The organism is Streptomyces sp. NPDC048196 (assembly GCF_040652715.1).
Lineage (GTDB): Bacteria > Actinomycetota > Actinomycetes > Streptomycetales > Streptomycetaceae > Streptomyces > Streptomyces siderophoricus.
Genome location: NZ_JBEZMM010000001.1, coordinates 223,172 through 236,111, shown reverse-complemented (window position 1 = coordinate 236,111; position 12,940 = coordinate 223,172). Strand labels below are relative to the sequence as shown.

The 12,940-nt window shown below is 70.8% G+C and carries 14 protein-coding genes; 10 read left to right on the top strand and 4 right to left on the bottom strand.

The genetic code is table 11. The annotated features are described in order from the left end of the window. The first annotated feature begins 184 nt into the window (after positions 1-184). The 5 genes from AB0E02_RS01165 (at position 185) to AB0E02_RS01145 (ending at position 4,439) form a co-directional block, all read left to right on the top strand. Entirely contained in the window at positions 185-1,255 is a 1,071-nt protein-coding gene (locus tag AB0E02_RS01165; protein WP_362134628.1) for an alkene reductase, read from the top strand. A 96-nt stretch (positions 1,256-1,351) separates the two neighbouring features. After that, entirely contained in the window at positions 1,352-2,257 is a 906-nt protein-coding gene (locus tag AB0E02_RS01160) for an NADP-dependent oxidoreductase (protein WP_362134626.1), read from the top strand. Positions 2,258-2,385: 128 nt separating this feature from the next. Next, positions 2,386-2,718 (top strand): helix-turn-helix domain-containing protein, encoded by a 333-nt coding sequence (locus AB0E02_RS01155; protein WP_362134624.1) that lies wholly within the window; start codon positions 2,386-2,388, stop codon positions 2,716-2,718. A gap of 129 nt (positions 2,719-2,847) precedes the next feature. Further along, entirely contained in the window at positions 2,848-3,621 is a 774-nt protein-coding gene (locus AB0E02_RS01150; protein WP_362134622.1) for a class I SAM-dependent methyltransferase, read from the top strand. Between the two features lie 185 nt (positions 3,622-3,806). Continuing rightward, entirely contained in the window at positions 3,807-4,439 is a 633-nt protein-coding gene (locus AB0E02_RS01145; protein ID WP_362134620.1) for a maleylpyruvate isomerase N-terminal domain-containing protein, read from the top strand. Between the two features lie 127 nt (positions 4,440-4,566). On the opposite strand, the gene AB0E02_RS01140 is transcribed toward AB0E02_RS01145, so the two are convergent. Beyond that, positions 4,567-4,962, bottom strand: a complete 396-nt coding sequence (locus tag AB0E02_RS01140) for a cupin (protein WP_362134618.1) — start codon at positions 4,960-4,962, stop codon at positions 4,567-4,569. After that, positions 4,959-6,380, bottom strand: a complete 1,422-nt coding sequence (locus AB0E02_RS01135; RefSeq protein WP_362134615.1) for an MFS transporter — start codon at positions 6,378-6,380, stop codon at positions 4,959-4,961. Before AB0E02_RS01135 ends, AB0E02_RS01140 begins: the two co-directional genes overlap by 4 nt. 87 nt (positions 6,381-6,467) lie before the next feature. On the opposite strand from AB0E02_RS01135, the gene AB0E02_RS01130 reads away from it, so the two are divergent. Together AB0E02_RS01130 and AB0E02_RS01125 are read left to right on the top strand one after the other, a co-directional pair. After that, complete coding sequence (locus AB0E02_RS01130; RefSeq protein WP_362134613.1) at positions 6,468-7,136, top strand: TetR/AcrR family transcriptional regulator; 669 nt, start codon at positions 6,468-6,470, stop codon at positions 7,134-7,136. A gap of 139 nt (positions 7,137-7,275) precedes the next feature. Then, positions 7,276-7,809: an AAA family ATPase gene (locus tag AB0E02_RS01125; RefSeq protein ID WP_362134611.1), complete on the top strand. Its 534-nt coding sequence runs from the start codon at positions 7,276-7,278 to the stop codon at positions 7,807-7,809. A 195-nt stretch (positions 7,810-8,004) separates the two neighbouring features. Here AB0E02_RS01125 and AB0E02_RS01120 read toward each other — a convergent pair whose 3' ends face one another. Beyond that, on the bottom strand, positions 8,005-9,501 hold the full coding sequence (locus AB0E02_RS01120) for an MFS transporter (RefSeq protein ID WP_362134609.1): 1,497 nt from the start codon (positions 9,499-9,501) through the stop codon (positions 8,005-8,007). A gap of 90 nt (positions 9,502-9,591) precedes the next feature. On the opposite strand from AB0E02_RS01120, the gene AB0E02_RS01115 reads away from it, so the two are divergent. Both AB0E02_RS01115 and AB0E02_RS01110 read left to right on the top strand, forming a co-directional pair. Continuing rightward, positions 9,592-10,521, top strand: a complete 930-nt coding sequence (locus tag AB0E02_RS01115) for a LysR family transcriptional regulator (RefSeq protein WP_362134607.1) — start codon at positions 9,592-9,594, stop codon at positions 10,519-10,521. Between the two features lie 49 nt (positions 10,522-10,570). Then, positions 10,571-11,044, top strand: coding sequence for a hypothetical protein (locus AB0E02_RS01110; protein WP_362134605.1), 474 nt, complete (start codon positions 10,571-10,573; stop codon positions 11,042-11,044). Positions 11,045-11,302: 258 nt separating this feature from the next. Here AB0E02_RS01110 and AB0E02_RS01105 read toward each other — a convergent pair whose 3' ends face one another. Then, a complete protein-coding gene (locus AB0E02_RS01105) occupies positions 11,303-11,695 on the bottom strand; it encodes a hypothetical protein (RefSeq protein ID WP_362134603.1) in 393 nt (130 codons plus the stop codon). 100 nt (positions 11,696-11,795) lie between these two features. Between AB0E02_RS01105 and sigJ the strand changes: the two genes are divergently transcribed. Further along, entirely contained in the window at positions 11,796-12,713 is a 918-nt protein-coding gene (sigJ, locus tag AB0E02_RS01100; RefSeq protein WP_362134601.1) for an RNA polymerase sigma factor SigJ, read from the top strand. Positions 12,714-12,940: the final 227 nt, after the last annotated feature.

Sequence of the window (12,940 nt, the reverse complement as noted above, 5' to 3'; positions counted from 1 at the left end):
GCCACCCTCACCCCTCAGCCCCACCCTCTGAGCCCGTGACGCCCCTCACACCCCTCCCCCGGGAATGAATGAGCGGCATTTACTTGTTCGGACAGGTGATTTACTTGTTCAGACAGGCAACCGGCTGGTGCGGCCAGCACCAGAGCGCCCGCACCGCGGAACCCACTCACCCCGAGGAAAAGTCATGACCACTGCTTTCGACCCGATCGTCCTGGGCGGCAAGCCCCTGTCGAACCGCCTCGTGATGGCGCCGATGACCCGCAGCCGCGCCTACGGGCCCGGTGCCGAGCCGACGGAGCTGATGGCGACGTACTACGCGCAGCGGGCCAGTGCCGGGCTGATCGTCACCGAGGGCATCCAGCCCTCACCGGTCGGCCAGGGCTACCCCGACACCCCCGGCCTGCACACGTCCGGGCAGGTGCGGGCCTGGCGGACGGTGACCGATGCCGTGCACCGCGAGGGCGGCGTGATCTTCGCCCAGCTGATGCACACCGGACGGATCGGCCACCCCAGCCTGCTGCCCGATGGCCTCGTGCCGGTGGGACCGTCGGCGGTGGCCGCCAGCGGGCAGGTCTACACGCACGAGGGGCCGAAGGAGTACGTCACGCCGAACGAGCTGAGCGAGGCGGAGATCCGCCAGACCATCGCCGACTTCGCCGACGCGGCCCGCAACGCCGTGGAGGCCGGATTCGACGGCGTGGAGATCCACGGCGCGAACGGCTACCTGATCCACCAGTTCCTCGCGGACAACTCCAACCACCGCACCGATGCCTGGGGCGGCGGCACGGAGGGCCGGATCCGCTTCGCCGTCGAGGTCGTCACGGCCTCGGCCGAGACGATCGGCAGCGACCGGGTCGGCCTGCGGATCTCGCCCGGGAACCAGTACAACGACATGTCCGAGGACAACCCGGGCGAGGTCTACGGAGCGCTGCTGGAGCGGATCACCGGCCTGGACCTGGCCTATCTGCACCTGATGGAGGGCCCGGACCGCGAGCTGACCGCGCGGCTGCGCAAGGCCTGGCCCGGCACGTTCGTCCTCAACCCGTTCACCTACCCCGACGTCACCGGTCCCGACGCGCTGAAGCTGATCGAGGACGGCAGCGCGGACATGGTGGCCTACGGCGCACTGTTCCTGGCCAACCCCGACCTGCCGCGCCGCCTGGCCGCCGGTGGTCCGTTCAACACCCCTGACCAGGCCACCTTCTACGGCGGTGACCACCGCGGCTACACCGACTATCCCGCCCTCAGCGCCTGAGCGTCCGATCCCACCGGTGTGGCCGCACCGTGCGCAGTGAGTCACCGCGCGTGCGGTCCCCCGGTCTCTGCACCCGCCTCTCTTTGGGAGTTTCCCATGTCCAGAGCGATCACTTTCTCCGAGTACGGTCCGCCCGAGGTGCTGCACCTGTCAGAGGTCGCAGCTCCGGAGCCCGGCCCTGGCCAGGTACGCATCCGGGTGCGGGCCGCCTCCGTGAACCCCCTCGACATCAAGATCCGGTCGGATCTGATGGCCGGCACCGTCCCCGCCCGTTTCCCCGTGATCCCCGGCCTGGATGCGGCCGGTGTCGTCGATGCGGTCGGCGAGGGAGCCGATGCGGCGGTGGGGGACGGGGTTCTCGGTGCCGCCGCCGGCGGCAGCTACGGCGAGTACGCCCTGCTCGATCGACCGATGGCCAAGCCCGAGGCCCTGTCGTGGGAGGTCGCCGCCTCACTGGTCACGGTCGGCCGGACCGCGTTCCGTGTCCTCGGGCAGCTGGGGGTGCAGGCAGAACAGACCCTCCTCATCCACGGCGCCGGTGGCAGCGTGGGCACCATCGCGGTGCAGTTGGCCGTCGCCCGTGGCGTCACCGTCATCGGAACGGCCGGCGAGCACGACATCGAGCGCATCACCGCACTGGGAGCCACTGCGGTCCCCTACGGCGACGGCTGGGTGGGGCGGGTGAAGGCGGTGGCTCACCGGGGAGTCGACCTCGTCTTCGACGCCTCCGGCGCCGGCGTGCTCGCCGACTCCGTCGCCCTGACCGGCGACAGCGCACACGCCATCACCATCGCCGACATGTCCGCCGCGCAGCACGGTGTCCGCTTCAGCGCCGGAAGTCCCGACCAGGGCGGCGAAGCCCTGTCGGAGCTGGTGCAACTGGCCGCCGCCGGCAAGCTCGTCCTGCCTGTCTGGCGCGGCTACCCGCTCGATCAGGCAGCCACCGCCCACGCCGACGTTGAGGCAAGGCGCAACCAGGGCAAGGTCGTTCTCCTTCCCTGACCCGCGATGTTGCCGCCTCGTCCTGTTCTTGGACCGGGCAAGGCGGCATCGGGCCGCAGCCGGAACCCCCGGCCGGCTGCGGCCCGCCCCCCATTGCCGCGTCACCAAGGACGGAGGATCAAGGCCCGTTGGCTGCCTGGCCCGCTCGCGTGCCGCTGACCGCCGATGCGGACCTGCTCGCCGCGTTCGAGGTCCTCGGCCAGAAATGGAACGGAATCATCCTCCACACCCTGGCGCCGCGCCCCGCCCGCTACGGCGAACTGCCCACCGCCATCGGCTCGATCAGCACCAAGATGCTCGCCGACCGGCTGCGCGAACTCGTGGAGGCCGGGCTCGTCACCCACGACCAACTCCCGCCCGGGCCGGCCAGCTACACCCTCACCACCGACGGTCGAGCCCTCCTCCCGGCCCTGGAGCAGATCTGCTCGTGGTCACAGCACCGCACCCACCGCACCACCTGACCCCGCCCGCTCCTCGCCCAGCACAACGCCTGAACACAGACATGCGTGGGGCCGCACCAGCAACAGCGGCACGGCCCCGCGCACGCCCGCGTTCTGTCCGGCGGGTCGGGTGACCACTAGGCTGCGACGATGGAACACTTAACCGACGTGCCCGAGAATCCCGCCCGGTCTGCAAAGCCGGCCCAGGCGAATGACTACGACAGCTTCGCCGAGCCGTACGCGGCGGAGAACGAGAACAACCTCGTGAACGCGTACTACGAGCGGCCCGCGATGTTGGCGCTCGCCGGAGACGTGGCCGGCCGTCGGGTGCTGGACGCCGGCTGCGGCTCGGGGCCCCTGACCGCTGCCCTGCGCGACCGCGGTGCGGTCGTCACCGGCATCGACGCCAGCGCCGGGATGCTGGCGTTGGCAAGGCGGCGGCTCGGTGACGATGTGGCCCTGCACGTGGCTGACCTGCGCGATCGTTTGCCTTTCGCCGACGGTGCGTTCGACGACGTGGTCGCGTCGTTGGTCCTGCACTACCTGGAGGACTGGGAGCCGACGCTGGCCGAGTTGCGGCGAGTGCTCAGGCCCGGCGGCCGGCTGATCGCATCGGTGGAGCACCCTTTCGTGGCCTACACCATCGAGGATCCTCGGCCCGACTATTTCGCGACCACCAGCTATACCTTCGACTGGACGTTCAACGGGCAGTCCGTCCCGATGAAGTTCTGGCGCAGGCCGTTGCACGCGATGACCGATGCGTTCACCACCGCCGGCTTCCGCCTTTCCGTCATCAGCGAGCCGCAGCCCGACCCGGCCGCCCGTGAGCTGTTCCCCGACGGCTTCCATGACCTTGCGACCAAAACCTGTTTCCTGTTCTTCGTCCTCGAAGTACCGCCGTCGACTGCGGACTCGGAGGACTAGCCGGTCGCGGAACGTGTGCGGAGCCAGAGTGGGATCGAGGCGACGATGACGGTGTCGTTGGACGATGGGAGACGTAGGCGTCTGTGCCGACCCTTGTGGCCACCGCCCGACGGCGCAGATCGAGGTCGAGGACGCGGACGCCGACGACTGTAGGCTCTCCGCATGCCACAGACCGAGAGCCGCGCATGCCAGTGGGCGGAGCGCACGTGCGTCAGGCCGTCGCCCACTGCGTCGACGTTCTGAAAGGCGTTCCGGCTGGCCAATGGCACGGTCGGGCCGGCGACTTGGAGTGGTCGTGCTGGGAGACCCTTGAACACCTCGCGGACGACTTGCTCACGTACGCGCTACGGTTCGGGCTCGCGCAGCCCATCGCCGTACCGCGGGTTCCCCTGCGTGTTTCCAGTGATCGACCGGACGGTCCGGCCAATGTCATCTTCGGGGACCACGCGGCGGGGCCCGAAGGGCTGCTGACCGTCGTGGAGGCCTGCGGTGGACTGCTCGCGGCGGTCGTCGACACCACCGACGCAACCGCCTTGGCCCCCCACGTCTTCGGCGCCTCCGACCCCGAGGGCTTCGCAGCGATGGGCATCGTCGAGACCCTGGTCCACACCCACGACATCGCCCAGGGACTGAACCACACCTGGGAGCCACCGCAGGACCTGAGTGAGCGCGTCCTCGCGCGACTGTTCCCCGACGTCCCCGTCGTCGACACCCCGTGGCTCACTCTTCTGTGGGCCACCGGTCGCCTGGAGACGCCTGATCGCCCCCGCCGGACGGACTGGCGCTGGCACGGTGCGCCGCTCGGCCGGGTTGACTGAGTGGCTTGAGAAGGGGGCGTGATGTCGCCTGCGAGCGCGAGGAACATCTCACGTCGAACCGGGCACCGCCCAGTCTTCGGGGAAGGTTGGTGGTGGCCCGGCAGCGATCCGCCGGGCCACCTTCCCGTCAGTCGGTGTCGGTGCGCTTTTCGAGGCGGGTGCCGTGGCGAAGGGTGATCGACATCAGGTCGCTGGGGGCGGCCAGCTCCAGGCGGTGCCAGCGGCGGCGGGGGACGATGACGGCGTTGCCTGGCTGCAGCTGCACCATGTCCTCGGCGCCGCCGGGCCTGTCGGGTCGGAAGTAGAGGCGGACACCGCCGGTCAGGCAGCACACCGCTTCCTCGGCCTCCGGGTGCATCTCCCAGTGGTCGGCGTGCACCTCGGCGTCGGTCTCCACATGGAACGTGGCGATCTGCCAGGCGCCGGAGCCGCTGCTCGTCATCTGCCGTTCGACGGCTTGGACATCGCCGTCGGGGTGGAAGTGCAACGCCGAGGCGAACAGGTCGACGGTGGTGGTCGTCATGATGGTGTTCCTTCCAACTGGTTGTCTGCAGGGGTGGTGGTGGGTTTCGGGACAGGGGGGACGGCGCGGTGGCGCGGCAGCACGCCGATCGCCACGACCACTGCGAGCAGGAAAAGGACGGCGGTGACGGCCAGGCCCAGGGCGTAGCCGTCGTTGAGCGCGGCGGGGCCGGTGGCCGTGCCGGTGTGGTGGGCGGCAATGGTGGCCAGGGCCGCCAGGCCGATGCAGCCGCCGAGTTGGCGGGAGCTGTTCATCAGGCCGGAGGCCATACCGGCCTCATGCGCGGCGACGCCGGTGGTCGCGGCGGCGGCGACCGGGGCCAGGACCAGTCCGGCGCCGACGCTGGTGACGAGGGACGGGCCGAGCACGTCGGTGAGGAAGCTGCCGTTGGGGCTGATGAAGGCGAACCAGGCCAGGCCCGCGGCGGCCAGCAGGGCACCCGGCACCAGGGACGCACGGGGGTTGCGTGCCGCGGTGATGCGGGTCGCGACGACGGTTCCCACGACCAGGCCCAGGGAGAAGGGCAGAAATGCGGTGCCGGTCGCTGCCGCCCCCATGCCCAGGACCTGCTGCATGTACAGGGACACGAAGTAGAACGCGGTGAATTGCCCGGCCGCGGCCAGGAACACGAGCAGGTTGGCGCCGGCGATCCAGCGGCCGCGCAGCAGGCCGAGGCGCAGCAGCGGTGCGTTGGCCCTGGACTCGGCGAAGAGGAAGGCGACCAGCATCGCGGCTGCGGTGGCGAGGGTCGCCCACGTGAGCGGGGAGCTCCAGCCGAGCATGTCGGTGCGGACGACACCGAGCACCAGCAGCCCGACTCCGCCGGTCGCCAGGACGGCGCCCAGCGCGTCCAGCTTCTCGTGCCGGGCGGGTTGCGCTCCGGCGGGCACCCCTGCGGGGACCAGCGCGAGAGCTGCCGCGACGATGGGCAGGTTGATCAGCATGACCCAACGCCAGCCCGCGTACTCGGTCAGCAGCCCACCTGCCAGCACGCCCAGTGCGCCGCCCGCGGCATTGACTGCGCTCCAGACTCCGAGCGCGCGGACGCGCCGGGGGCCTTCGGCGAAGGTGGTGGTGAGCATCGCCAGCGCGGCCGGCGCGGCTGCGGCGGCACCCAGCCCCTGTCCGGCGCGGGCGGCGATCAGTTGCCAGGGTGCCTGGGCCAGCCCGCCGGCCAGCGAGCACAGTCCGAAGACGGTCAGCCCCAGTACGAACAGCCGACGCCGGCCGTACAGGTCGCAGGCGCGGCCGCCCAGCAGCAGGAACCCGCCGAACGTGAGCGCGTACACGTGCACCACCCAGGACAGGTCCAGCGGCGCGAATCCCAACGCGATGCGGATCGCGGGCAAGGCGACGTTGACCACGGACATGTCCAGGGCGACGACGAACTGGGCGACGGCGGCTGCCGCCAGCACCATGCCGGGTCTCCCTCGAGAGTTTCTATACATGTAAGAAAAGTTAGCGTCAGGTGTCGCCGTTGTCGACACCTGGGGGATGATGGGGGCATGCCGCAACCGTCCGCACCGCGCAAAAACCTGGGCCGACCTCCCCGTATCTCCCGCGAGGAGATCGTCGCGACAGCCCGCCGGATCGTCACCGAGGCAGGCGTGGACCGGCTGACCATGCGGCGCCTGGCCACGGAAGTCGGCAGTACGCCGATGGCGCTCTACCACCACGTCCGCGACAAGGAAGAACTCCTCGTCCTGCTGCTGGACGACTACGCCACACGGACGCTGCGCCGGCCCGAACTGCCCGCCGACCCTCGCGAGCGGATCGTCGTCGCCACCACCGCGATCCACGAGGCGCTCGCCGCCTGCCCCTGGATCGTCGAGGTGCTGACCGCCGATGACTTGATGTCCACGTCCGCGCTGTGGTTCGTCGAGCAGATCGTCGACGGCCTGGTCGAGTGCGGCCTCTCCCCCGAACAGGCCGTCCACGGCTACCGCGCGATCTGGTACTACACCGCCGGAGAGATCGTGGTCAGGACGACAGCGGCCCGGCGGCGCGCGGACGATGACCGTGCGACCTACCGGGAGCAGGTCTTCGCCGACCTCGATCCGAACGAGCTACCCCGCCTGGCACAAATCGCGGACCGTTGGGCGCCGCTGACCGCCCAGGACACCTACCTGGACGGGCTCCGGGCCCTGGTGGACGGTCTTCTCGCCAGCCGCTGACCATGCACACCTGGCAGTTGGGCGGAGTGGGGCCGACGAAGCACATCCGGCACGCTGCCTGTCGCCGGTGAGCAGGAGGTCACAGCCGTCAAGGAGTTCTGTGGGACGCGGTGGCCGTGCACCGGGCATCATCAGGGATGTGACCCGCCGCATCGTGCTCGTCTCAGGAGCTCCCGGAGCTGGCAAGACCACTCTGGCGCTGCCGCTGTCGGAAGAACTCGGTTTCCCCTTGCTGGCCAAGGACCACATCAAGGAGACCCTGCACGACTCGCTGGACGCCCCCGCAGACCTGGCGTCCTCGCGCCGACTGGGCGCCGCGGCCATGCGGCTGCTCTGGGCACTTGCCGGGCGATGCCCGGAGGCCGTCCTGGAGGCGAACTTCCTGCCTCACCACCCGGATACCCGCCCCCACCTGGACTCCTTGTCCGCGCACGTGGTCGAGGTCCATTGCTGGTGCCCGCCGGCCGAGGCTGCCCGTCGTTACGCCGCACGAGCGGCCACCGCCCACCCGGTCCATGTGGTTCGCGAACTGTCGCCCGAGGCCTTGGCCCCGTACGATCGGCCGCTCGGTTACGGCCCGGTCATCACGGTGGACACCACTCGCCCGACCGATCCGTCCGGCATCGCGACTCAGGTCCGCCAGGCATTCGACCGAGCAATGACACGACCGTGAGGCGGGCGAGTTGCCGCGTCGGCTGCCGGCTGGCGAACTCCGGACTGCGAACTCCGGCCTGTGACCGGCGCCCAACGACCTGCGCCTGGCGCCCGGCGACTGGTCACGCGTGACGCCCCGTAGGAACGGAGATTCCCCGGGGCGTCGGGCTCTGTGTGTCGTGTCCGGCTGCTGATACTCCCTACTGATGCCTCGTCAGGCACTCGGCCCGGCAGTCGCCTTGGCCACCAGCAGCACCGCCAGCAGACCGATGCAGATCAGGACGTAACCCGAGGTGGTCAGGGTGCCGAGGGTGCCCAGTACTGCGACGCCGAGCGCCGAGCCGGCCTGCCGGATGCCGTTCAGGGCGCCCTGACTGGTTGCCGCGTACTCCGGCGGTGCCGAGACGGCCATCGCGGCGGCGGCGCCCGGGATCGACAGCGTGCCGGTCGCGGCCAACGTCAGCTCGGCGGCGAGGATCAGCGGCAGCGGCGGGTGATGGCCGGTGCAGAAGGAAAGCAACACACCGGAGACCACGGAGGCGGACATGCCGGCCAGCAGGATCGGACGCGCGCCGTAGCGGGCGACGAGCCGGCCGGTGAAGAACGGCATGACGCACACCGGGAAGGCGATCGGCAAGGAGGCGAGGCCGGCCTTGAACGGCGTCAGGTCATAGGTGTGCTGCAGCCACACGGCGAACAGATACATCCCGCCGAAGTAGGCGAAGCAGGACACCGCGGCGGCAACCATGGCGGCCCGGACCTTCGGCAGGGTGAGCAGCGCCGGCGGCAGGACCGGGGCGGCCACCCGGCGTTCCACGACGGCCACGGCGACGAAGCAGAGCAGCGCGGCGACGATCGGAATCAGGGCGCGCGGTGAGCCCCAGCCCTCGATGCCGGCCTCGACCAGGCCGAAGGTGAGCAGAGCGAGTCCGGCGGTGGACAGCGCCAGACCGGGGCGGTCCAGAGCCCGGGTGGCACGGAGGGGCGGCACGGGCAGTCGGCGGGCCAGCAGCAGAGCGGCCAACGCGATCGGCGGGTTGACCAGGAACACCAGCCGCCAGCCGCCGAGTTCGACCAGGGCACCGCCGAGCACGGGTCCGGCGGCGGCTCCCAGGCCGCTGAGCGCGGTCCAGGCGCCGATGGCACGGGTGCGGCGCGCGGGGTCGGGGTTGAGGTGGATCAGCAGTGCCAGGGAGGCGGGTACCAGGCCGGCGCCGGCGGCACCGAGCAGTGCGCGGCCGCCGATGAGGGCGCCCACGTTCGGCGCGAAGGCGCACACCACGGACAGGGCGGCGAAAAGGCCGAGCGCGGTGGCGTAGACGCGGCGTGCGCCCCAACGGTCGGCGATGACACCACCGGCCAGCAGCAGTCCGGCGAAGACGACGGTGTAGGCGTCGACGGCCCAGGGCAGGGCGGCGGTGGCCGGGTGCAGCGACTTCTGCACGTCGGGCACCGCGACGTTGAGGATCGAGGTGTCGAGCAGGACGAGCAGGTTGCCGGTGGCGATACCGGCGAACGTCAGCTTGGAGTGACGCTTGGACGGCGCGGGTGCCTGGGCGGGCGCGGTCGGTGGGGTCGGCGCAGGCGCCTGGGCCGGCGCGGTCGGTCCGGACGGTGTGGTCGGTCCAGTAGGTGGGGTCGGCGCGGTCGGTGGGTTCTGGCCCGGCCCGGCGAGCTCGGAAGGGCGGGAAAGGGGATCGGCGGTAGTCATGGCGGCAGCCTCCCCCGGCGGGCCGCTGGCCTGCGACGTCGTACCTCCGATGCCCCCATCGGAAAGTCCGATGGGAGTTATGCTGCTGTCGTGGACTCCCGCTATCTGCGCGCTTTCGTCGCGGTCGCCGACCATGGTGGCATCTCCTCCGCAGCCCAGGCGTTGGGATACGCCCAGTCCAGCCTCAGCGCCCAGCTCAAGCGGCTGGAGGCGGACCTCGGGGTGAGCGTTCTGGTACGCCAGGGCGCGGGGTCGGTGCTCAGCGAGGCCGGCGCCCGGCTTCTGCCGTACGCGCGCGAGGCCTTGGAGCTGGAGGAGCAGATGCGCCGGGTGGCCCGCGGTGGTCGGCCGCGGCTGCGGATCGGGGCGCAGGAGTCGCTGGCGCACGTGTGGATGCCGGAGGTGCTGGCCGCGTGGGAGTACGGCGCAGGCGGCGCGGAGGCCGGCGCGGACGTGGAGTTGACGGTTGCCAACCGGCGTGCGTTGGAGCAGGCGTTCGGTGCGGGCGAGTTGGATGTGGTCTTCCAGTACGACAACGGCATGCGTGCGCTCGGACCGCATGCGGTGGTGGGACACGACCGGACGGTTGTGGTGGCGGGGCCCGGTCATCCGTTGGCCCGGGAGGAGGAGGTCACGCCGGAACAGCTGCTGGGCCACGACTTCCTGGTGGCCGAGCCGGGCTGCACCTCGGAGATGTTGGTGGACCGCTTCGGGCGGGATCTGCTGGCCGGAGCCCAACTGACCATGATTCAGGGGTCCTTGTCGGCACTGCTGCGGCTGACCGGGCACGGGCACGGGCTGTCGCTCCTGCCGGAACTGGCGGTGACCCGGGAGCTGCAGGAGGGCGAACTGGTGACGCTGCCCCTGGCGGAGCGGATCCGCCCGGTCAGCATCGTCGCCCAGTGGCGGCCGCGGCTGGGACCGGCCGAACACACTCTGCGCGTTCTCCTCGGCGTGGCCCGCCGCGCGGACCCCCTGCCCGAGGCCACCGACACGGCACGTGCGGCGAAGGCTTCGTGACCGGGCAGCGGGCCCGGTATGTCGGAAGCGGCCAGTAGCCTCGGGCACCATGGGAATTCAGATCGATGTGGTGGCGGCTTACCCGATCAACGATGAGATGGAGCGGGTGCTCGGGCTGGCCGAGGCGGTCGGCGAGCCCGTCAGAGTCAGGTTCATGTGGGAAGGGCGTCAAGAGGCGGAGCACGCCGTGCTGGTGCCCGCGGCCACGCTGGCGCTCTGGGAGCACTGGGCCCCCACCGCCTACCCGACGAGTGACGCCGGGGACGAGAACCGGGCTGAAACGGAAAAGCCGGAACTGGCCCACCCGGCGGAATTCGGCCCGTTCACGCTCTTTCGTCGTCGCGTGGGAGGGCGCACGGCGGTCGCCCGCGGAGGCGTGGTGGTCGCCGAGCTCCTGAACCCCGACGAGGCGCACTGGCTCGAAGAGCGGGCCCGCAATGTCCGCCAAGGCTTCATGGATCCGAAGCAGAAGGCGGCGTTCGAGGAGTTCCTCGCCCGACAGTCATCCCTCGATGACCAGTGACGGGGTGACGCGCCGACTCGTGCTTCGGCCGCGGACTCCGACAACGGATGACCAGGACCGCTCCGGCGGCGCGGGCCTCCTCGTAGCGGCGCAGCAGTCCCATGGCACCGGCCGCGAGGACCTGGGCGTGCTCCCAGCGCCGGGACGGGGGGTGCCGAGTACGACCGGGCTCTCGACGACGCAGACGCCGGCTGGCGCCTCTCGTACCTGCCGTGCCGCACCCCTCACTGGAAGGCACGCTGAGTGCGCGATCGGACCTCAGCGCCGGGCCAGCGCCAGCACACTCAGACCGAACATCAAGACACCCAAGGGGAGATGGACCGAAGGGACGTGCGCGATGCCCAGCACGACCTGGACCGAGGCGAGTACGAGGAATCCCGACGCGTGCCAGACAGGCCGGGCCGAGCCGCCGCCCGGCTTCCACGCCAGTACCGCCGCGAGCACATACAGCATCGTGGCCCCGTACATCACCCGGGCTCCGACACCGTGCAGCGTCTCTCCGTACGACGAGGTCAGCAGCAGTCCGGCGGAGACCGCCTGGACGAAGATGGTCAGGGTCTGCAGGGCGATCGCGATCTGCAGGAACGAGAAGCTGCGCTGGGTGTTCCCCGCCGCTGTCGCCGTCACCGTCGCCGTCACCTGAGTGACCATGACACAGTCCCCTTTTCCGCCCTCGGGCAGTGGATCGATAAGGTCTCACCAGCCCGACGACGCGGGCCGGCAAAAGGTAAGGCGAGGGGCGGCCGAAAGCATGGGGACTGTCGGGACCGGCGCCGATGAGATAGTCGGCGAGCGACGCCAACTGATCAATGTGGCGTACCGGTTGCTCGGTTCGGTGACCGAGGCCGAGGACGCCGTACAGGATGCCTACGCACGCTGGTACGGGCTGCCGCGAAGCCGGCAGGAGGAGATCCTGTCCCCCGGCGCCTGGCTGACGACGGTGACCAGCCGCATCTGCCTGGACCTGCTCGGCTCGGCGCGGGCCCGCCGGGAACGCTATGTCGGCGCGTGGCTGCCCGAGCCGCTGCCCGACCGCAACGAGTGGGACCACGCGGGCGGCGCCGACCTCACCGGTCCCGCGGACCCCGCCGACCAGATCGTTCTGGACGAGTCGGTGGCCATGGCCTTCCTCGTCGTCCTGGAGTCGATGACGCCCGCCGAGCGGGTGGCGTTCGTCCTGCACGAGGTCTTCCGGTACCCGTTCGCCGAGATCGCCGACGTTCTCGGCCGGACCCCCGCGGCCTGCAAGCAGTTGGCGTCCTCCGCCCGGCGGCGGGTGAGCGCCACCCGCGCTCCGGCGACCGCGACCGGCCAGGCCGACGTGGTCAGGCACGTCAAAGAGGCCTGGGCGACCAAGGACATCACAGCCCTCGTCGGTCTCCTCAACCCCGCTGCCGTCATGACCGCCGACGGCGGCGGCATGGTCGGCTCCGTCCTGCGCCCGGTCGAGGGCGGCGCGCGCATCGCCCAGTACATGGTCGCCATTGCCGACAAGGCTCCGGAACTCGAACTCCTGGAGCGGTCGGTCAACGGGGTGCCGGGCCTGGTGGCCCAGCGCGCCGGGGTCGTCGTGACCGTCGCCTCGTTCGACGTCTCCGACGGGCGCGTCACCCGAATCTGGGTGGTCCGCAACCCGGAGAAACTGCGGCCGTGGGCGCGGGAGGGCTAGCTGGGGTCTGTACCTCCATATCTCAACGGCACCATCGACTGGGAGCAGCACCGCTTCCGGCCCCACCTGCCGCACCACGGCCGGCCCAGGCGGCCATGGCGATCAGGCCGCCCTCCACCGACACCGCGGCGAGGCCGCCCCGGCCCCACCCTCTACCCGAAGCTGACCGGACCGGGTCCGCGCACTGCACGCCGAGCTGCCGGCGGAAGCGCACGGTGATCTCTTCA

Coding starts and splice junctions, on each gene's coding strand:
- AB0E02_RS01145 (WP_362134620.1), top strand. CDS start 3,807: ATGCCAGTGGGCGGAGCGCACGTGCGTCAGGCCGTCGCCCACTGCGTC.
- sigJ (WP_362134601.1), top strand. CDS start 11,796: ATGGGGACTGTCGGGACCGGCGCCGATGAGATAGTCGGCGAGCGACGC.
- AB0E02_RS01120 (WP_362134609.1), bottom strand. CDS start 9,501: ATGACTACCGCCGATCCCCTTTCCCGCCCTTCCGAGCTCGCCGGGCCG.
- AB0E02_RS01150 (WP_362134622.1), top strand. CDS start 2,848: ATGGAACACTTAACCGACGTGCCCGAGAATCCCGCCCGGTCTGCAAAG.
- AB0E02_RS01130 (WP_362134613.1), top strand. CDS start 6,468: ATGCCGCAACCGTCCGCACCGCGCAAAAACCTGGGCCGACCTCCCCGT.
- AB0E02_RS01160 (WP_362134626.1), top strand. CDS start 1,352: ATGTCCAGAGCGATCACTTTCTCCGAGTACGGTCCGCCCGAGGTGCTG.
- AB0E02_RS01135 (WP_362134615.1), bottom strand. CDS start 6,380: ATGGTGCTGGCGGCAGCCGCCGTCGCCCAGTTCGTCGTCGCCCTGGAC.
- AB0E02_RS01110 (WP_362134605.1), top strand. CDS start 10,571: ATGGGAATTCAGATCGATGTGGTGGCGGCTTACCCGATCAACGATGAG.
- AB0E02_RS01140 (WP_362134618.1), bottom strand. CDS start 4,962: ATGACGACCACCACCGTCGACCTGTTCGCCTCGGCGTTGCACTTCCAC.
- AB0E02_RS01105 (WP_362134603.1), bottom strand. CDS start 11,695: ATGGTCACTCAGGTGACGGCGACGGTGACGGCGACAGCGGCGGGGAAC.
- AB0E02_RS01165 (WP_362134628.1), top strand. CDS start 185: ATGACCACTGCTTTCGACCCGATCGTCCTGGGCGGCAAGCCCCTGTCG.